This window comes from Bacteroides sp., from assembly GCF_052357945.1.
Taxonomy (GTDB): Bacteria; Bacteroidota; Bacteroidia; order Bacteroidales; family Bacteroidaceae; genus Bacteroides.
In genome coordinates, this window is sequence record NZ_DAWCXD010000096.1 from 1 (window position 1) to 19,035 (window position 19,035).

Annotated in this window: 12 protein-coding genes; 11 read left to right on the forward strand and 1 reads right to left on the reverse strand. The window is 42.1% G+C overall.

Annotated features, from left to right (window positions below; translation table 11 throughout):
* The first annotated feature begins 6 nt into the window (after positions 1 to 6).
* A complete protein-coding gene (locus ACT8YW_RS15865) occupies positions 7 to 1,821 on the forward strand; it encodes an AMP-dependent synthetase/ligase (protein ID WP_444106075.1) in 1,815 nt (604 codons plus the stop codon).
* A 187-nt stretch (positions 1,822 to 2,008) separates the two neighbouring features.
* Here the strand turns inward: ACT8YW_RS15865 and ACT8YW_RS15870 are convergent, their stop codons facing one another.
* Positions 2,009 to 4,927 carry a M16 family metallopeptidase gene (locus tag ACT8YW_RS15870; RefSeq protein ID WP_444106060.1) on the reverse strand — a complete coding sequence of 973 codons (2,919 nt, stop codon included), beginning with the start codon at positions 4,925 to 4,927 and terminating at the stop codon, positions 2,009 to 2,011.
* 99 nt (positions 4,928 to 5,026) lie between these two features.
* Between ACT8YW_RS15870 and prfB the strand changes: the two genes are divergently transcribed.
* The 10 genes from prfB (at position 5,027) to ACT8YW_RS15920 (ending at position 18,830) form a co-directional block, all read left to right on the forward strand.
* A protein-coding gene (gene prfB / locus ACT8YW_RS15875; protein WP_117683141.1) for a peptide chain release factor 2 occupies positions 5,027 to 6,143 on the forward strand; the annotation gives its coding sequence in 2 pieces (ribosomal slippage) (positions 5,027 to 5,089 and positions 5,091 to 6,143; 1,116 coding nt in all).
* Between the two features lie 84 nt (positions 6,144 to 6,227).
* The gene (locus ACT8YW_RS15880; protein WP_004299554.1) at positions 6,228 to 6,362 is read left to right on the forward strand and encodes a hypothetical protein; all 135 of its coding nucleotides are present in this window, start codon (positions 6,228 to 6,230) and stop codon (positions 6,360 to 6,362) included.
* A 235-nt stretch (positions 6,363 to 6,597) separates the two neighbouring features.
* The gene (locus ACT8YW_RS15885) at positions 6,598 to 7,650 is read left to right on the forward strand and encodes a porin (RefSeq protein WP_444106062.1); all 1,053 of its coding nucleotides are present in this window, start codon (positions 6,598 to 6,600) and stop codon (positions 7,648 to 7,650) included.
* Positions 7,651 to 7,762: 112 nt separating this feature from the next.
* The gene (locus ACT8YW_RS15890; protein WP_008998040.1) at positions 7,763 to 8,230 is read left to right on the forward strand and encodes a CYTH domain-containing protein; all 468 of its coding nucleotides are present in this window, start codon (positions 7,763 to 7,765) and stop codon (positions 8,228 to 8,230) included.
* A gap of 59 nt (positions 8,231 to 8,289) precedes the next feature.
* Positions 8,290 to 9,582, forward strand: coding sequence for an MgtC/SapB family protein (locus ACT8YW_RS15895; protein ID WP_444106077.1), 1,293 nt, complete (start codon positions 8,290 to 8,292; stop codon positions 9,580 to 9,582).
* Positions 9,583 to 9,930: 348 nt separating this feature from the next.
* The gene (locus ACT8YW_RS15900) at positions 9,931 to 11,526 is read left to right on the forward strand and encodes a fimbrillin family protein (protein WP_444106065.1); all 1,596 of its coding nucleotides are present in this window, start codon (positions 9,931 to 9,933) and stop codon (positions 11,524 to 11,526) included.
* A gap of 39 nt (positions 11,527 to 11,565) precedes the next feature.
* Positions 11,566 to 13,488: a fimbrillin family protein gene (locus tag ACT8YW_RS15905; RefSeq protein ID WP_444106067.1), complete on the forward strand. Its 1,923-nt coding sequence runs from the start codon at positions 11,566 to 11,568 to the stop codon at positions 13,486 to 13,488.
* Positions 13,489 to 13,574: 86 nt separating this feature from the next.
* Positions 13,575 to 16,325 (forward strand): carboxypeptidase-like regulatory domain-containing protein, encoded by a 2,751-nt coding sequence (locus ACT8YW_RS15910; RefSeq protein WP_444106069.1) that lies wholly within the window; start codon positions 13,575 to 13,577, stop codon positions 16,323 to 16,325.
* A gap of 45 nt (positions 16,326 to 16,370) precedes the next feature.
* On the forward strand, positions 16,371 to 17,783 hold the full coding sequence (locus ACT8YW_RS15915; protein WP_444106071.1) for a DUF5689 domain-containing protein: 1,413 nt from the start codon (positions 16,371 to 16,373) through the stop codon (positions 17,781 to 17,783).
* Between the two features lie 12 nt (positions 17,784 to 17,795).
* Positions 17,796 to 18,830 (forward strand): endonuclease/exonuclease/phosphatase family protein, encoded by a 1,035-nt coding sequence (locus tag ACT8YW_RS15920; protein WP_444106073.1) that lies wholly within the window; start codon positions 17,796 to 17,798, stop codon positions 18,828 to 18,830.
* The last annotated feature ends 205 nt before the right edge of the window (positions 18,831 to 19,035 follow it).

Genomic DNA, 19,035 nt, shown 5'->3' on the forward strand with positions numbered 1-19,035 from the left:
AAGAGTATGACTTATCATCATTTATCTGTCCTGGTCCATCGTCAGGCCGAAAAATATGGCGACAAGGTAGCCTTAAAATACCGCGACTATGAGACAGCTCAATGGATTCCTATTTCATGGAAGCAGTTCTCCGGAACAGTACGGCAAGCAGCTAATGCTTTCGTGGCATTGGGAGTGGAAGAACAAGAGAATATCGGTATATTTTCACAGAATAAACCCGAATGGTTCTATGTCGACTTTGGCGCGTTTGCCAATCGGGCTGTTACCATTCCGTTTTATGCGACGAGTTCACCTGCGCAGGCGCAATATATCATTAATGATGCGCAGATTCGTTTTCTTTTTGTCGGTGAGCAATACCAGTATGATGCCGCTTTCAGCATCTTTGGTTTCTGTTCTTCTTTGCAACAACTGATAATTTTTGACCGTTCGGTGGTAAAAGACCCTCGTGATGTATCATCTATCTATTTTGATGAATTTATGGCGACGGGAGAGGGATTGCCTCATAATGATACGGTAGAAGAACGTACGGAGCGGGCTTCTTATGATGATTTGGCAAATATTCTCTATACTTCCGGCACAACGGGGGAACCCAAAGGGGTTATGCTTCATCATTCCTGTTATCTGGAACAGTTTCATACACATGATGACCGTTTGACGACGATGTCGGATAAGGATGTATCGATGAACTTCCTTCCATTAACACACGTGTTTGAGAAAGCATGGTGTTATCTCTGTATTCATAAAGGAGTGCAGATTTGTATCAATCTCCGTCCGGCAGATATACAAACGACCATTAAGGAAATTCGCCCGACACTGATGTGCAGTGTTCCCCGTTTTTGGGAGAAGGTGTATGCAGGGGTGCAGGAAAAAATAAACGAAACTACAGGGTTGAAGAAGGCACTGATGCTGGATGCTATCCGGGTAGGTAGAATCCATAATCTGGATTATCTGCGTCTGGGAAAGACTCCTCCGGTGATGAATCAACTGAAATATAAGTTTTACGAAAAGACTATCTATTCTCTGCTGAAAAAAACAATCGGTATTGAGAATGGTAACTTTTTCCCGACTGCCGGTGCTGCCGTTCCCGATGAAATCAATGAATTCGTTCATTCGGTAGGAATCAATATGGTGGTAGGATATGGACTGACGGAATCTACGGCCACTGTATCTTGTACGCTGCCGGTTGGCTATGACATCGGTTCGGTAGGCGTCGTATTGCCGGGACTTGAAGTGAAGATTGGCGAAGACAATGAAATCCTGCTTCGGGGTAAGACGATCACAAAGGGCTATTACAAAAAAGCGGAAGCCACAGCTGCTGCTATTGAGCCGGATGGTTGGTTCCATACAGGTGATGCCGGTTACTTTAAAAATGGACAGCTTTTCCTGACGGAACGTATTAAAGATTTATTCAAAACATCAAATGGCAAATACGTCGCTCCGCAAGCTTTGGAAACGAAGTTGGTCATTGACCGTTATATCGACCAGATTGCCATTATTGCCGATCAGCGTAAATTTGTTTCAGCCCTGATAGTACCTGTATATGGATACGTAAAAGAGTATGCAAAAGAAAAAGGTATTGAATATAAAAATATGACTGAGTTGCTGCAACATCCAAAGATTGTAGGACTGTTCCGTGCGCGGATCGATACACTTCAGCAACAATTTGCGCATTATGAACAAATCAAACGTTTCACTTTACTGCCTGAACCATTCAGCATGGAACGTGGAGAATTGACTAATACACTGAAATTGAAACGGGCGGTGGTTGCCAAGAATTATAGTGAGCAGATAGAGAAGATGTACGAAGAAAGTGAGAAATAGGCGATAAGCGGTTTGTCGTTAAAAATGAAACGATAAACCATAAATGATAAATCAGAAATAAAAAAGAGTGTATTGGAGCTCTTTTTAAAAATATTACCCCTGTTACTGTTCAATCTGTAACAGGGGTAAACTTTGTGTTTAGGGGTGCTTTGACACCTGCTTATTATTTATGGCCGGATCATTTCTTTTAATATCCGAAAATCTGTTCCTGGGTCAATTCTTCAATAGGACCTACAGCTTTCAATTTATCCAGTTCCAAATCTTTCTTATCTCCCAGGATACAATAAACATACGTACGTCCTTTTACCCATTGCTTTTGGAAATCGACAATATCTTTTAGCGACATATTCTGTATGTCGTTGTAGAGCTTGATGCGCGGGTCTACGTTTTGCCCTAAATCTTGTGCATTGATATAACTCCAGATAATATCACCTTTGATGATACGTTCGGTGCGCAGACGGTTGGTTAATCCGTTTTTAGCCAGTTTGAAAGCAGCTTCGGATTCCGGCATATTATTGATGATGTCATTAAATGTAGTGACGGCATCAATCATTTTGTCGTTTTGCGTGGCAATCTGTGTACGTAGTACATAAGGATACTTCAAGTAGCTCGGCGGCATTATGCTAGCCCAGGCGGAATAAGCCAATCCACGTGTTTCACGCATTTCCTGGAAGACGATAGAGTTCATGCCCCCTCCGAAGTATTCATCATATAATGCGCGGATAGGTTCAATGGCCGGATCATACTTCTTGTCGAGATTGGATATCTGTGCCATGTATATTTGCTTGGCGTCATAAGGAGCTACTAGAACTTTAGTGACGGGAGTTTCGAGATAAGCATACTCGTTTCCGGCAGGAATATCCTTCAGGGTTGCCGGAACCTGATGATATTGGTTGATGGTAGCCAGTAAATCTTTGCTGCTGCTTGGCCCGTAGTATAAAATACGGTGCTTGTAGCTGTTCTGATTGTGAATCCGGTCTACCAGTTCCTGTGGATTCATATTTGTCAGTTCCGCCTCCGTCAGTAGATTGGTGGCAGGGGATTTGGGACCGTACATGGCAAAGCTCATCAAACGGGAGAAGTTCTGTCCCTGATTCAGTTTGGCATCCGAACGGGCTTTCAGTATATCATCGGTCATATTAGTATAGGCTTCCTTATTAACCTGCGCATCTGCCAGTAACTTTTCGAATAATTGTACGGCAGCGGGCATATTCTCATTCAGTCCGGAAAGTACGACATACGTGCGTTCGTTGCCCGGAGAAACATAGAAAGTACAAGCCAGGCGATAGAATTCACTTTTCAGTTCTTCCGGTGTCATGTCCGAAGTACCTAGATATTCGAGATAATCGAATGCTGTTCCCAAAGCCTTGTCATGGTTGTTTCCCATATCAAAGACATAAATCAATTGGAACAGGTCATTGGCTATATTCTGCTTGTAAAGAACCGGAATATCCGATTTTGCCTTTAATTGGCTCATATCCTTTTGATAGTCGAGGAACACAGGCTCAATCGGTTTAACTGCGCTTTCCTGTACCTCCACAAGGAACGGGCTGGTTACATCACGATTGGTTATGATAGGAGTAATCTCCGGTTTCGTCATCTTCTTTTCGTTCGGGTCTTTTCCTTGCTTTTTGTAGATAACGGCATAATTATCTTCTTTCAGGTATTTGTTGGCGAACGCTACGATGTCTTCTTTAGTCAGTTTGGCCATGCGGTCGATGGCAGTAACTTCATTTTTCCAGTCTGTGCCGTTGATAAATGAGTTGACAAACATATCGGCACGTCCTTCATTGCTTTCCATGTTTTGCAGTTCACCGAGCTTGAAGTTGTTGATATTGGCTTCCAGCATTTTCTCGTCGAACTCTCCGGCACGGAGCTTCTTGATTTCGCTGAGTAGCAAGTCTTTCACTTCTTCCAGTGTTTGTCCTTGTTTAGGAAGTCCTCCTAGCAGCAATGCAGAGTAATCTGCCAGTCCCATCGGGTAACCGTAACTATTCAAGACCTTCTGTTGCTGGTTCAGATCAAGGTCGATAAGTCCTGCCTTTCCATTGTATAATACTTGCGAAACGACTTGCAGGATTTCAAAGTCTTTGTCGGATACACCGGGGAATCTCCAAGCCAGTGCAACGCTTTCGGCATCCGGACCTAACACCTCTTTTACAACTGGTTGCGTGATTGGCGCCTCTTTCGGCAAGTCCAGTTTCGGAAGTTCCGGATTGGGTTTCAATCCACCAAAATATTTATCGATTAATGCAATCGTTGCATCCGGGTCTAAATCGCCGGACATACAGATTGCCATATTGTTAGGCACATACCACTGTTTATAGTAGTTCTTAATGTTCGTGATAGAAGGATTCTTCAGGTTCTCCTGTGTACCTAACACAGTCTGCGTTCCATAAGGATGCTTGGGAAAAAGAGAAGAAAAAATAGCTTCCTGTACTTTGCTGTTGTCACGGGTGAGTGACATGTTTTTCTCTTCATATACAGCTTCCAATTCAGTATGGAAACCACGAATTACATTGTTTTCAAAACGATCTGCCTGAATCTTCGCCCAGTTTTCTATCTGGTTGGAAGGAATGTCTTCCTGATAAACCGTCTGGTCATACCAGGTATAAGCATTGCTGCCGGTAGATCCGATGGCTGCCATTAATTTGTCATATTCATTAGGGATAGCATACTTGGAAGCTTCGTAAGAAAGGCTGTCGATGGTGTGGTAGATCGCCTTACGTTCCGCTTCATCCGTAGTCTTACGATAAATCTCGAACTGTTGTTCGATTGCATCCAGTAGAGGCTTTTCGGTCGCGTAGTCTTGTGTGCCAAACTTGTCGGTGCCTTTAAACATCAGATGTTCGAAATAATGAGCAAGTCCCGTCGTTTCTGCCGGGTCATTCTTTCCGCCCACTCTTACTGCAATAAACGTTTGTATGCGCGGAGTTTCCTTGTTTACGGTGAGGTAAACCTTTAGTCCGTTGTCCAGTGTGTAAATGCGGGCTTTTAGCGGGTCATTGGGCACTGTTTCGTAGCTATACTTTTTTTGTGAGCTACAGCTGCAAATCACTAATGCCAGGAAGAGTGACAAGCAAGAAAGTTTCAATCGTTTGTTCATAATATGACAACATTTTAATAACAAAAACAAAGGTAGCAGAATTTTGCTTATCTTTGTCCCCGATATCTGAAATTTGTAAATAATAAAATTGTAAATCAAATGATTACTATTGAACAACTTAAAGACGTGAAAGAGCGCACTGATGCGCTGAGGAGGTATCTTTGACATCGACGGGAAGAAAATTCAAGTCGAAGAAGAGCAATTAAGAACACAAGCTCCGGGATTTTGGGATGACCAGAAGAAGGCCGAAGCTCAAATGAAATTGGTGAAAGACCTGCAAAAGTGGATTGAAGGCTACAACGAACTCAAGACACTGGCAGATGAACTTGAACTGGCATTTGATTTCTATAAAGAAGAGTTGGTGACAGAGGAAGATGTGGATGCTGCTTACGCAAAAGCCAGTGAGGCGGTAGAGGCACTCGAACTCAAAAATATGCTTCGTGACGAAGCCGACCAGATGGATTGTGTGTTAAAAATCAACTCAGGTGCCGGTGGTACGGAAAGTCAGGACTGGGCTTCCATGCTGATGCGTATGTATCTGCGTTATGCCGAGACGAACGGTTATAAAGCTACCATTGCCAACCTTCAGGAAGGTGACGAAGCCGGAATCAAAACCTGCACGATCAATATCGAAGGTGACTTTGCTTATGGTTATTTGAAGGGAGAGAATGGTGTGCACCGTCTGGTTCGTGTTTCTCCATACAATGCACAGGGTAAACGTATGACTTCTTTTGCTTCCGTATTCGTTACTCCGTTGGTGGATGACAGTATCGAGGTAAATATTTTGCCTGCCAATATCTCTTGGGATACATTCCGAAGCGGTGGTGCCGGTGGACAGAATGTAAACAAGGTGGAATCCGGTGTCCGTTTGCGTTATCAGTATAAAGACCCTTATACTGGTGAGGAAGAAGAAATCCTGATTGAAAATACCGAAACCCGTGACCAACCGAAGAACCGTGAAAATGCAATGCGTCAGTTACGTTCCATCTTGTATGATAAGGAATTGCAGCACCGCATGGCAGAACAGGCAAAGGTGGAAGCCGGTAAGAAAAAGATCGAATGGGGTTCTCAGATCCGCAGCTACGTATTTGATGACCGTCGTGTGAAAGACCACCGAACCAACTATCAGACCTCGGATGTGAACGGCGTGATGGATGGCAAAATAGATGGTTTTATCAAAGCTTATTTGATGGAGTTTTCTTCACAAGAATCATAAAAAATAAAATTAGCAAGAGTTATTTTTGGAAAGTTAATAGATTTGTACTTACTTTGTTAGCGTTGAACTTTAAAGCTAACTATTATGGGTAAGGTGAAGAAAAAAGTAGCAATTAGTAAGAAAGAAGAAGAACAAGCCCAGAAGGTTGTCAAAATAGTGTTCGTCTCATTAATTATTTTGGCATTGATTATGCTGATCGCATTTTCCTTTTTCGGCTGATAAGTTCGCCACAAATTACACGGTTAACCCAGATTGTTTGGTTATTGATAGGATGAATATCAAATCCGATTTGTGTTAATCTGCGTAATTTGTGGCGAACTCTTTGTTTTGTAATGCATTTGTGTTCTCTGTAATATAAATGTAACTTTTCTGTCATTTTCCCGTAGCTAATTTGTCATCTCCGTGTATCCTCACAGTTGTACTTTTGCCGTGAATTTAGTAGCAGACAACTGAAATGAGTAGAATCACAACAACCGTCGTTATGCTTTTGCTGGCGACAATGGCCTTTGGACAAGCAAAAGAAGATGCAGGGGATGGTAAGATGCTGGATAAGCAGACCATGGAGTTTAAGGATTATCTGCCGGAGATTCACGGAACAATCCGGGGAAAGTACGAGTACCAGACAGAAACAAGTGAAAGCCGTTTTGAAGTACGTAATGCACGCTTCAGTGTTTCGGGAAATGTGCATCCGATAGTTGCTTATAAAGCGGAAATCGACCTTTCCGATGAAGGTTCTATCAAGATGCTCGATGCGTATGCACGCGTTTTTCCGGTGAAAGACCTGAATTTTACGATTGGTCAGATGCGCGTTCCTTTCACAATAGACGCTCACCGTTCACCACATCAACAGTATTTTGCAAATCGCTCATTCATAGCTAAACAAGTAGGAAATGTGCGTGACGTTGGTTTTACGGCTGGCTATGCGAATAAAGGTGGCTTCCCTTTTATCCTTGAAGGAGGATTATTCAACGGCTCCGGTTTGACCAATCAAAAGGAATGGCACAAAACGCTGAATTATTCCATAAAAGCACAGCTATTACCTAATAAGAACTGGAATCTGACACTTAGTACCCAAATGATAAAACCGGAAAATGTGCGGATTAACATGTACGATGCCGGTATCTATTATCAGAATGACCGTTTTCATATTGAGGCGGAATATTTATATAAAATGTATGGCCACGAAGCGTTTAAAGATGTTCATGCGGTGAATAGCTTTATCAATTATGATTTGCCATTGAAAAAGGTATTCAATAAAATCTCTTTCCTGGCTCGCTATGATATGATGACCGACCATAGTGATGGCAAAATGGATGAAACGACAAAAGCCCTGATTATAAATGATTATGCTCGCCATCGTGTGACAGGTGGAATTACATTAAGTCTTTCCAAAGCCTTCATTGCCGACCTTCGGCTGAATTTCGAAAAATATTTCTATAAGAACTCCGGAATCCCTAAAGAATCGGAACGGGATAAAATCGTGATTGAATTCATGACGAGATTCTGATATAAATTGAGAATTGAGAATTAAAAAATGATAGTTTGATACCTCACACCGTGTATCAGAAAACTACAGCGTTTTGATTCTCAATTTTCAATTTTTAATTTATCTTTGTGTCATGGCACAAGAAATAGAACGTAAATTTTTGGTTACCGGTGAATTCAAATCTTTGGCTTTTGCGCAGAGTCGCATTGTACAAGGGTATATCAGTAGTGCTCGTGGGCGTACTGTTCGGGTTCGTATTCGGGATGATAAGGGGTATTTGACGATAAAGGGAGCCTCTAATGCTTCCGGTACCAGCCGTTATGAGTGGGAAAAGGAACTGCCTTTATCAGAAGCGGAAGAATTGATGAAACTTTGCGAACCGGGGATCATTGACAAGACCCGTTATTTGGTGCGCAGTGGCAAGCATATATTTGAAGTCGACGAATTTTATGGTGAGAATGAAGGTCTTATCGTGGCTGAAGTAGAGCTTGAGTCAGAAGATGAGGTCTTTGTGAAACCCGGTTTTATTGGTGAGGAGGTAACCGGAGATATACGCTACTATAACTCACAGCTAATGAAAAAACCGTATAAAACGTGGTGAACGTTAACAAATAAACTGTATATTTGTTCTTAGTATAAAAAAGAGAGCAGTGTATGGATATGGAACAGTTATACGGTTATGTGCCGCGTGAATTGGTTACTTTTGTTTTAGTTACTTTGTTTTCATTACTAATCGGACTTTCGCAGCGTCGAATCAGTCTGAAACGTGAGGGGGAGACTACTCTTTTCGGAACCGACCGTACTTTTACTTTTATCGGTATACTGGGTTACTTGCTTTATATACTCGACCCTACGGATATGCGTTTATTTATGGGAGGCGGAGCCGTGTTGGGATTGCTATTGGGATTAAACTACTATGTAAAACAATCACAATTTCACGTCTTTGGCGTGACTACCATTATTATAGCTCTGATTACTTATTGTATGGCGCCTATCGTAGCTACCCAACCTTCCTGGTTTTATGTCATGGTGGTTGTGACAGTGCTTCTGCTGACCGAGCTCAAACATACTTTTACGGAATTTGCGCAACGAATGAAGAATGATGAAATGATTACGTTGGCAAAGTTCTTGGCTATCAGTGGTATTATCTTGCCGATGCTTCCACATAAGAATTTGATCCCGGATGTAAATCTCACTCCTTATTCTATCTGGCTGGCAACAGTGGTGGTATCCGGTATTTCTTATCTTTCTTATTTATTAAAGCGATATGTATTCCATGAATCCGGAACATTAGTCTCAGGTATTATCGGCGGATTATATAGCAGTACGGCTACTATCTCGGTGCTTGCCCGTAAAAGCCGGAAAGCCTCGGAGCAAGAAGCCACTGATTATGTTGCTGCCATGTTATTGGCTATCAGCATGATGTTTCTGCGCTTTATGATACTGATACTTATTTTCAGTCGAGAAATCTTCTTGTCTATTTATCCGTATCTATTGACTATGGCAGTGGTGGCAGCTATTGTGGCCTGGTTTATTCATTCCCGTCAAAAGCGTTCCAACGACCAGCCTGTTGAAGCGGAAGAGGATGATAGTAGCAATCCGTTGGAATTTAAAGTTGCTTTGATTTTTGCCGTACTCTTTGTCATATTTACTTTCTTAACTCATTATACACTCGTTTATGCAGGTACAGGCGGATTGAATCTCCTTTCTTTTGTATCCGGTTTTAGTGATATCACTCCTTTCATATTAAACTTATTGCAAAATACGGGTAGTGTTGCTGCATTGATAATTACTGCTTGTAGTATGCAGGCTATCATCAGTAATATAATGGTAAACATGTTCTATGCTCTATTCTTTGCAGGGAAGGAAAGTAAACTTCGTCCTTGGATTCTGGGAGGATTCGGTGTGGTGATTGCTTGCAATCTCGTTTTGTTGCTATTCTTCTATATTTAAAGAAAATAGCATAAATAAATTGCATTTCTGAATTAGAATTAAAACTGAACATGTCATTGGTGGTATGAAAAAATGCCATATTGTCAAGGAACGATTTAGATACTATTGTTGATAAAATGTCTTCGATGCTTAGTTAATTATAGTTCTTTATTGATACTTTTTCAAAAAATTGATTGTTCTTCAAAAATTTTATATTTACATTTGTTCTTTCTAAGGGAGAATAAAAAAATAAACTGATAGAGAGGGAAAGTAGGATTAAATGTTTTGTTCTTGTATTTGTTTTGTAATGAGAATGTAATTGCTAATCTTTTATTTTGCCACTCCAATAGACGACTTAAATTAAAACAGATGAAGAAGAAAAATCTTTTGTGGAGTGTATTCCTGCTGCTGGTATTGGGAGCGTGTGATAAAACGGCTCAACAGGTGGTGGATAATGAGAAGCAGACGGTGGTGCAGTTTACTTCTGTTGTGGAAGGAGATGCCGTTACCAGAGCTGCGGGAAGTTCATGGGCTGCCAATGACAGAATTGGAGTATTTATGAAACAGGCCGGAGGAACGCTGGGAGCCGGTACCATTGTCGGTGAAGGAGATAATGTTCCTTTCATAACGAAACAGGGTAATGGCAATTTCCTGTCGGACGGGAAAGCGATAGAATATCCGTCGGACGGAAGCGCCGTTGATTTTATAGCTTATTATCCGTTTCAATCGATATTAGACAACTATATATATAAGGTAGATGTTACCAATCAGAGTAAACCGGAAGAGGTTGATTTACTTTATGCTGATAATCTGACAAACCGCACAGCGACTTCCGCAACAGGCAATTTGCAGTTCTATCATCAGCTTTCTCAATTGGTGCTTAATCTGAGCAGTTCTGATAATACAGATTTCAGTAACCTTTCCGTTACCATTTCCGGAGTAAAGACAAAAGCGGATTTCAATCTTGTAAACGGCTCGTTGACTATAGATGAGAAATCGGTTGCAACGGTCGCTATGCGTCGTGTGGGCAATGCCGCAGAAGCTATTCTATTACCGGTAAATACGATAAATGGCATAAAGCTTACTCTGACGTTGAATGGAAAGACAAAAGAGATTACTTTACCGACCTCTATCACTTCTTTAGAGCAAGGTTCCAAGTATGTTTTCTCGGTTAATATAAAGAATGGCGGTTCACTGGTGGATCCGGAAGAGGGTAAATATGTGAAGTGGAGAGAGACTCCGGTGATAACGAAGAGTATGTTGGAAAAAAGCAATATAAAATATATCAATCACTATATGCCGAATGATAAGAAAGTGCGCAATTATTCCTTGCTTTATGATTCGGAATTGAAATTGGCATATTGGGTGGCGTATCCGTATTGCTCGTATTATGACGGTAATGCGGGGCGTAATGAAAAGTGGGCTTACGACCCGGAAATCTCCTCCTCTCTTCAAGTAAATTTAAAAAATTCTTATGGAATCTCCGGATATGACCGCGGGCATCAGATTCCGAGTGGAGATCGTCAGCGGGATGTGGCGAGCAATCAAATGACGTTCTATTCCACCAACATGACACCACAGATTGGACAGGGACTGAATCAGACTATCTGGGCGAATTTGGAAGAAAAAGTACGCAGTTGGAGTAGCGGAACCGATACGCTGTTCATCGTGACAGGAGCGGCTGTCACTACGTTGACGGACAAGAATATAGAATGGAAGACAAACAAAAATGACGGAAAGCAGGTGGCTGTGCCCAAGTACTATTACAAGGCGTTGGCGCGAAAGGTGAGCGGTGTGTTCCAAACTATCGGATTCAAGTTGGAACAGAAAAAGTATTCTGATAGCAATGCTTATATGGATTGTGCAGTTTCTGTCAGTGAACTGGAGGAAGAAACCGGATTCACATTCTTCCCGACTTTAAGTGCTGACATCAAACGACAATGTGACAAGTCGAAATGGAAATAGATAAATCTTTAATATATTTTTAACTAATCACTAATGATTATGAAACTAGGGAAATTATTCTTTGCAACCGTGTTGTCAGGATTGGCATTCACTGCTTGTGTGGACAATGACGACAAAAGTGAATGGAACGATGGAAGTCAGCCTATAAGTTTTACTTCTTCTATCAAGGGTGCTAATACCAGAGCTGTTGATTCAAAATGGACTGCTGGCGACAAGCTTGGTGTTTTTATGAAAAAGAGCGATGGCGATTTAGCTGCTGCTATTGCTGTTAATAAGCAGCACGTTACAGATGCAAATGGAAATGTTTCTGCTGCCGATGCGGATAATGCTTTATACTATCCGACAGACGGAAGTGCTGTAGATTTTATCGCTTATTACCCATATGCAGCTTCGTTGACAGGTAATGTCTACAAAGTCAATGTGGCAGATCAGAGCAAGCCGGAGAATATTGACCTGCTTTATTCTGACAATGCAACAGGATTTGCAAAAGGAGCAACAAGCAAGCCACAGTTGCAATTTGGTCATCAGTTGAGCCAGATTGTATTCAATATCACTAAAGACGCTACTGTACCTACGCTGAATGGACTGAAAGTGACATTTGAAGGTATGAATACAACTGCAGATTTTGCTTTGGCTGATGGTGCATTGAGCAATGCAGGAACTGTTGCTAATATTGCCGCACTTGTAGATGAAACTGCTGCTACTGCCAGAACCATTGTTTTGCCGGCTGCTGCATTGGCTGAAGTGAAAGTGGTGTTTGACTTGAATGGTAAGAAATTTACCACTGAGTATCCGCAAAAAGAATTGATTGCAGGTCGTAAATATACTCATAATGTAAAATTAAGCGATAGCAACGGACAACCGGTAATTGTAATGGATGCTGCTACTATTGATGATTGGACTCCGGTACCGGGTGGTGATATTGATGTGGATTTTGGTGATGGGACAGATGTACCGGAACCGCCGGTAGGTGATGTAGTGAAAATTACAGATTCTGAAGCTTATGTGGAAGCTTTTACTACTGGACAAGGTAAATTTACTATTAATAATGTGAATCTTCCTGCCGAATTGTCTAGGGAGGTTTGGGTACAAGATGATAAATATGGAATGAAAGCTTCTGCTTTTAACGGTTCTTCTTCTTGTGCTTCTGAAAGTTGGTTAGTATCTCCAATGCTTGATCTTACAAGTGTGACACAAGCTAAATTGGCTTTTAAACATGCCATAAATCAGACTAAAGATACTAATTTCAAAAGTTATTATTCTCTTTGGGCTAAAGAAAAAGGAGCTACGGATTGGACAGAATTGACTATGAATTTTCCGGAATCAGAAAGCTGGAATTATGTTGATGGAGGGGATGTTGACTTGAGTGCATATGCAGGAAAGTTGGTGCAAATTGCATTCAAATATACAAGTACAGCAAGTAACGCAGGAACTTGGGAGATTAAAGACTTGAAAGTTTATGCGGGAGAGGACAGTGGGGAGGTAGATCCGACACCTTCTACTGAATTGACAAATTTGAGCTTTGAGACTTGGACGGCCTCTGCTCCTGAAGGTTGGGGAAGAGATGAGGTAACTTCTGTTACATATTCAAAAAGCAATGATGCGCAGCAAGGTAGTAATGCGGTTCTGATGGCTGGCTCTACCAAGAATGCCCGTTTTGGCTCTTCCGATATTACGTTGGCGGCTGGTACATATACCCTTTCTGTCTATGCCAAGAGTATGTCAAGTGCAGAGACGAAGTTTAAAATGGGATATGCTATTATTAGTATGATAGATACTGACCCGATGAATGCTTATAAATATACTCAAACGTCAGCGGAAATACTATCAACAGAGTGGAGACAAATAACACATGAATTTACGGTTGAAAACGAAACAGTAGCTTCCATCTTCTTTGTAAATTCAAAAAGTGGCGTTGGAGCAGATTTGCTTATAGATAATGTCTCTTTGACTAAAAAGTAAGTATAGCTTTTATTGATTGACAGAATGGAGACTGTGTTGAGGTATCTCTAACACAGTCTCGCTTTTACAACGAATAACTGATAATTATGAAACAAAATTTAGTGCTTTTACTAGCATTCCTTTTTCCTTCCTTTCTCTTGGCCCAGCAATCGGGTACGGGGATAAAAGGTTGTGTGATTGGTGCGGAAAGTAATCGTCCTGTTCCCGGAGTGATTGTCACTTTGAACGGAGAGGATCGACAGACGCGGACCGATGTAAAAGGAGCTTTCTTTTTCGACAAAGTATCTCCGGGAAAGGATGTACTTGTTTTTAACTCCGTAGGCATCAACCCCAAAAATATATTGGTGGAGGTGACTGAAGGTATGGTAACAGATCTTGGTGAAGTTAAGGTTGTGGAACTGACTGTTACTGATAATCTTTCATTAATTGGTGTGCTGGATGAAGCAGCAGTGGATGACGACGTAGAGAGTAGTTCACAAGAGATTAGTTCGAAAGTCATACTTTCTAACGATGTGTATTTGAATAAAGCTTCTTATCAGTTATCTCCTATGCGTTTTCGTGTCAGAGGATATGAAAATATCTATGAACAAAGATATATAAATGGCGTAAATTTTAATGATCAGTTGAGAGGCGTTTTCAACTATTCTTCTATCGGTGCATTGAACGACATGACCCGGAATGGAGATGTGGTCAATTACAACAGACCTTCCGCTTTCACCTACGGAGCTATCGGTGGTGCGGAAAATATCAATATGCGGGCTTCTGCCATCTCTCCGGGAACGAAGGCTACGCTTTCTTACGCCAACCGCAATTACTATTTGCGCGGAATGGTGACTTATTCCACAGGATTGCTTGACAATGGATGGGCTTTTGCCGCATCGTTAGGCGGTCGTTACTCGCACGAAGGTGCAGTAGACGGTACTTTCTATCGTAATTTCTCTTATGCGCTGTCGGCCGAAAAGCAATGGAAAGGGGGAGAACACAGTCTCTCTATCGTCGCTTTCGGTTCTCCTGTGCAGCGTGGACAGCAGAGCGCCACTTATCAGCAGGCGTGTGAATTGCTGGACAATTATCAATACAACCCGAACTGGGGATATCAGAACGGGAAAAAAAGAAATGCGAAAGTCGTTCTGGCTTTCGACCCTACATTGATTCTTTCACATACGTGGAAGATTGACGACGAATCGTCATTGGTTACAGGGGTGGGAATGCATTACGGACGCTATGGCAATACAGCATTGAACTGGTACAACGCGTCGGACCCGCGTCCGGACTATTATCGCAAGTTGCCATTTGCCATTGACATCAATGTCTCACCCGAAGTTGCCGAAGCTACAGAACTATTGTGGAGACGCAACGATACGAGCGTTACGCAAATTAATTGGGACAATATGTATCTTGCTAACGCTATGCAGGCGGATGGAAAAGCGCAATATATGGTGGAAGAACGACGTAGTGATTTGCTGGAAACTACTTTGAACTCTACTTTTAACACCAAATTGGGCGACCATAGCTGGTTGACGGCAGGGGCGGAATTTCGATACACACAGTCGCGGCAGTTCAAAACAGTAGATGACCTGCTGGGCGCATCCTACGTGATGGATTATGACAAGTATGCCGAACGTGATATACACGATGACCTCAACAGCAAACAGAATGACTTGAATCGTCCCGACCGCAAGGTATATGAAGGCGGTGTATTCGGATATAATTTCAATCTGAATATCATGAAAGCCGGTGCATGGGTCACCAATCAGCATAGATATGCTAAGATGGACTTCTATTATGGGGCAAAGTTCGATTATGTGCAGTTCTATCGGGACGGTAAAATGAAGAATGGACGTTATCCGGAAAATTCTTACGGAAAAGGACGGACACATTTGTTTGTGGATATGGCGTTGAAAGCAGGATTGACTTATAAATTCAATGGCCGCCATTTCCTGACAGCCAATGTTAGTTACGGTACTGAAGCTCCGTTGCCTAACAACGCTTATCTGTCACCCCGTATTTCGGACATGACTCCTGCGGATGTGGAAAACGGACAGAAGCTGGAGAGTGGAAGAGTATTCTCTGCCGATGTGAATTATATTTTTTCATTGCCTTCCTTCACGGGACGTATTTCGCTTTATCAGACTAATTTCTACGATCAGATGGAGCGTAGCAGTTACTTCAACGGAACCAACTTCTTTAATCATGTGCTCTATGGTGTGAACCGGATACATCGTGGAATTGAATTGGGAACGACTTATAAGTTGGACAACCATTGGAGTTTTGACCTTGCTGGTACCATCTCGGAATATTATTATAGCAATAATCCGATGGCAGTGGAAAATTATGAAGCTACACAAGGTGACAAGACTTCAAAAGTATATATGAAAAATTTGTATGTGTCCGGAACACCGCAGTTTGCGGGAACTTTCGGGGTACGTTACTTCATTGATTATTGGTTCTTGGGTGCCAACCTGAATGCTTTCGGACGCAATTATATCGACGTGGCTCCTGCCCGCCGCATGGAGGGGATTTACAATACGGTAGACCCGACGCTTCCGGAAACGATGGATACCTATTATGCCATGACTACGCAAGAACGTATCGGAAGTGCTTGTACGCTTGACCTTTCGGTAGGTAAGATTTTCTACCTGCGCAACCGTCAATCTATTAATTTCAACCTTTCGGTCAATAATGTGCTCAATAAGCGGGACATTCGTACAGGCGGTTATGAACAGGCACGTGTGTATGCTTCGGACGGCGCATTGGTCAATCCGTTGCTGTTCCCTAACAAATATTACTATATGCAGGGTATCAACTGCTTTGCGAACATCAGTTACCGCTTCTAAACAGAGAACGGAACGAATATTATAACGATTAAAATTGAAACAGATATGAAAGTAACTCAGAAAATATTCTCCTTTTTAGTGCTGGCTGCCGCTGTGTTGACCGGCTGTGAACGTGATTATGATGCTCCTCCGTTGAATGAACCTGTATATGAAGGACCCAGTGCGAATATAACGATTGCGGATTTGAAAGAAAATTGTAAGAATGCTACACAGGAAACGCCTGTAGTAATCACCAATGATTGGGTATTGAAAGCATACGTCACAGGAAACGATGAATCGGGCAATATCTACAAGCAGGTAATCGTGCAGGATGAAACCGGAGCAATGCCGATACAGGTGGACGAGAATAACGTTTCTAATTTCTACCGTCGCGGGCAAGAGGTTTTTGTGAATCTGAAAGGAATGTGTGTGTCTGTATATGGGGATGAACAGCAGTTGGGATGGCCCGCTGGGGGCACGACCTATCGTCTGCCGTTTACTGAATTTCAGGCGCGTGTCCAGAAGAACGGATGGCCGTATGTGGACAATGTGAAGCCGGAAGTGATTACAGACATGAGTACGGTAAACCTTGACGTAACTAAAATGACTTACCGTTTGGTGCAAATGGAAGGAGTACATTTCGAAAATGGCGGAAAGAATACATTTGCCAAAGTGGAGACGAAAGAGTACGGAGAGGAAAACCTGAAAGATGCGCATGGAAATGTGATTATGGTGAGAACGAGCAGTTATGCTTCCTTTGCCGCGGAAACGTTGCCGGTAGGAACGGGAACTGTAGTAGGTATTCTCGGACGTTTCAAAGGAACTTGGCAGCTGATGATTCCTGCCCGTTCGGATGTTTTCGGCTTCGATGGAGTTGAACCGGGAGAAGGAGATGGTGGAAATGAAGGCGGTGAAACGATATTGTTTAGCGAAACGTTTAAAGCGCCTGAAAAAACCGGTGAAGGTGACAATAAAAAATGGGTGCCAATAACAGAATGGTGGAATGCTAGTGCTTCCAATACATTCGATAATCCTAATTCCATGTTTAGTGGTGATCTGAGTGTATTGTCGCCTCGTACGCAAAGCGGTGACGGTAATATCTGGTTTCCGTCAGGAGGTGATTATTCACTTTCCATTGGAAACATAGATCTGAAAGGTGCTGCTAAAGTATCATTGATTTACAAGATGGGGGTTAATGTATATCAGTCTGCAGACAAACAGAATATCAATACATTGAGTGTGAAGTGTAACAATACGGATTTGTCTGTACCTGATAAAGAACTGACAGGTACCCAAAATCCGTATGTGGTCGAAGAGATACGTATAGACGATATTGCTGTATCAGGAACTGCTACATTGACATTCAGTTGTGCCGGTGCTACCAATGTAAAAGGTATACGTCTGTATGATGTGAAGCTAATCGCTCCCGGTTCTGGTGAAGGAGACGGTGAGGTTATAAAGCCGGAACCGACCAAATAATCGTAATAGATAATGAGAAGACTTGTATTATTGAATATGCTACTGTTTGCCCTGTCCGTCGGACTGATGGGGCAAACACGTTTGGGAGTCTATGCGGCAGGTTTCTATAATCTGGAGAATCTGTTCGATACGGAAGACGACCCCAATAATCCGGGCGATGATGAGTTTCTGCCGAATGGTCCTTACGCTTGGACGCCGGAGAAATATCAGCAGAAACTGAAGAATATGGCGAAAGTGATAGCCAAGTTGGCACGTGAAAAGTGTCCGGGTGGTCCTGCCATTTTGGGGGTGTCGGAAATAGAGAACCGCCGGGTGTTGGAAGACTTGGTGAAGATTGAGCCGCTTGCATCGATGGGGTTGGAAATTGTGCATTATGATTCTCCTGACCGTCGTGGAATAGATGTGGGATGTCTTTACAATCCCAAATTGTTCACGCTGCTATCGTCAAAGATATACCCTTTTGTGATGCCTTCACAGCCGAGTTTCCGTTCGCGTGATCAGTTATTGGTCAGCGGATTATTGGCGGGAGAATCTTTCCACATGATTGTGAATCATTGGCCCTCCCGTTATGGCGGTGACCGCTCTTCGATTTATAGGGAAGCAGCAGCTGCTATTACTAAACATATAGCAGATTCTATTCATGCTGCTGATCCGAATGCTAAAGTGGTAATCGTGGGAGATATGAACGATGATCCGAATAATAAAAGTACGAAAGATGTGTTGCAAGCTCGTCGGAAAGCCAAAGATACAGAGCCGGACGGGTATTTTAATGCCACATGGCCTTTGTTTGATCGCGGCATTGGTTCTTTGTGCTATCAGGACAAATGGAATCTGTTTGACCAGTTGATTATTTCAGGTAATCTTCTGGGCCAAGATCGCTCGACTTTGAAATTTTGGAAAGCGGAAATATTCAACCGTGATTTCCTGACAATGCAGGAAGGAAAACGTAAAGGATATCCGTGGCGTACATTCTCCAGTAATACTTTCATTAACGGATATAGTGATCACTTTCCTGTATTGATTTATTTTTTGAAAGAGATACGTTAGTTTTGTTATCGTATATTGCAATGTAAATGCATAGATTTGAATAACTTGATGTTATTTTGAATCTATGCATTTATTTTTGTTTGTGGTCTGTCTGTAAATGCCTATATTTGCCTGTGATTCACTTTGCTAAAGACGGACATTAATGGATAATACTTTCAGAATATACCCGATAGGAATACAGAATTTTGAGCAGTTACGCAATAAT

Bases quoted from the DNA above. Each gene is read 5' to 3' on its own strand.
- ACT8YW_RS15865 (WP_444106075.1), top strand. From the start codon at position 7: ATGACTTATCATCATTTATCTGTCCTGGTCCATCGTCAGGCCGAAAAA.
- ACT8YW_RS15870 (WP_444106060.1), bottom strand. From the start codon at position 4,927: ATGAACAAACGATTGAAACTTTCTTGCTTGTCACTCTTCCTGGCATTA.
- ACT8YW_RS15880 (WP_004299554.1), top strand. From the start codon at position 6,228: ATGGGTAAGGTGAAGAAAAAAGTAGCAATTAGTAAGAAAGAAGAAGAA.
- ACT8YW_RS15885 (WP_444106062.1), top strand. From the start codon at position 6,598: ATGAGTAGAATCACAACAACCGTCGTTATGCTTTTGCTGGCGACAATG.
- ACT8YW_RS15890 (WP_008998040.1), top strand. From the start codon at position 7,763: ATGGCACAAGAAATAGAACGTAAATTTTTGGTTACCGGTGAATTCAAA.
- ACT8YW_RS15895 (WP_444106077.1), top strand. From the start codon at position 8,290: ATGGAACAGTTATACGGTTATGTGCCGCGTGAATTGGTTACTTTTGTT.
- ACT8YW_RS15900 (WP_444106065.1), top strand. From the start codon at position 9,931: ATGAAGAAGAAAAATCTTTTGTGGAGTGTATTCCTGCTGCTGGTATTG.
- ACT8YW_RS15905 (WP_444106067.1), top strand. From the start codon at position 11,566: ATGAAACTAGGGAAATTATTCTTTGCAACCGTGTTGTCAGGATTGGCA.
- ACT8YW_RS15910 (WP_444106069.1), top strand. From the start codon at position 13,575: ATGAAACAAAATTTAGTGCTTTTACTAGCATTCCTTTTTCCTTCCTTT.
- ACT8YW_RS15915 (WP_444106071.1), top strand. From the start codon at position 16,371: ATGAAAGTAACTCAGAAAATATTCTCCTTTTTAGTGCTGGCTGCCGCT.
- ACT8YW_RS15920 (WP_444106073.1), top strand. From the start codon at position 17,796: ATGAGAAGACTTGTATTATTGAATATGCTACTGTTTGCCCTGTCCGTC.